Origin of the sequence: Lederbergia panacisoli (assembly GCF_024626525.1) — a bacterium.
Classification (GTDB): domain Bacteria; phylum Bacillota; class Bacilli; order Bacillales; family Bacillaceae_C; genus Lederbergia; species Lederbergia panacisoli.
Genome location: NZ_JANJGU010000040.1, coordinates 1 through 780, shown reverse-complemented (window position 1 = coordinate 780; position 780 = coordinate 1). Strand labels below are relative to the sequence as shown.

Genomic DNA, 780 nt, shown 5'->3' with positions numbered 1-780 from the left:
ATGTATTCAGAAATGGATCCTACCCCATTACGGGCAGGGGGTTCCCCCATTCGGAAATCTCCGGATCAAAGCTTGCTTACAGCTCCCCGAAGCATATCGGTGTTAGTCCCGTCCTTCATAGGCTCCTAGTGCCAAGGCATCCACCGTGCGCCCTTTCTAACTTAATCATTCGGTCAAAAATAAGCGGCGCATTTCTTCGTCAGCTGCCTTCGCTCACATCCTCACGCATGAAAAACATGCGCTCCGGTGTTCACTCAGTTGCTTCCTCGAACTGCTTGCTTCTTTTTGCCCGACCATAAAAGGTCTGCATACTTATGGAAATCTCCATAAAGTGATGTTTCTTGGTTTGTTTCTCTTATTATCTGGTTTTCAAAGAACGAATAATTGGTGGAGCCTAGCGGGATCGAACCGCTGACCTCCTGCGTGCAAAGCAGGCGCTCTCCCAGCTGAGCTAAGGCCCCTTTAAAATAGAAAATCCCCATTCCAAATAGAACAAATGTGGGATGGTGGGCCTGAGTGGACTCGAACCACCGACCTCACGCTTATCAGGCGTGTGCTCTAACCAGCTGAGCTACAGGCCCACATTGTATATATAAAGAGAATTTAATCTTTCAAAACTGAACGAAACATAAACGTCTTCTTATCAACACTCGGTTGATATAGATTCCTTAGAAAGGAGGTGATCCAGCCGCACCTTCCGATACGGCTACCTTGTTACGACTTCACCCCAATCATCTGTCCCACCTTCGGCGGCTGGCTCCCGTAAGGGTTACCCCACCG

The 780-nt window shown here is 48.6% G+C and carries 2 tRNA genes and 2 rRNA genes; all 4 read right to left on the bottom strand.

Annotation, left to right across the window (positions count from 1 at the left end):
- Positions 1–167: ribosomal RNA gene (locus tag NQ185_RS20100) — 23S ribosomal RNA — on the bottom strand; the annotation flags it as partial.
- A 218-nt stretch (positions 168–385) separates the two neighbouring features.
- Positions 386–461 (bottom strand) — tRNA-Ala (locus NQ185_RS20095).
- Between the two features lie 43 nt (positions 462–504).
- Positions 505–581: transfer RNA gene (locus tag NQ185_RS20090), tRNA-Ile, on the bottom strand.
- A gap of 91 nt (positions 582–672) precedes the next feature.
- Positions 673–780: ribosomal RNA gene (locus NQ185_RS20085) — 16S ribosomal RNA — on the bottom strand; the annotation flags it as partial.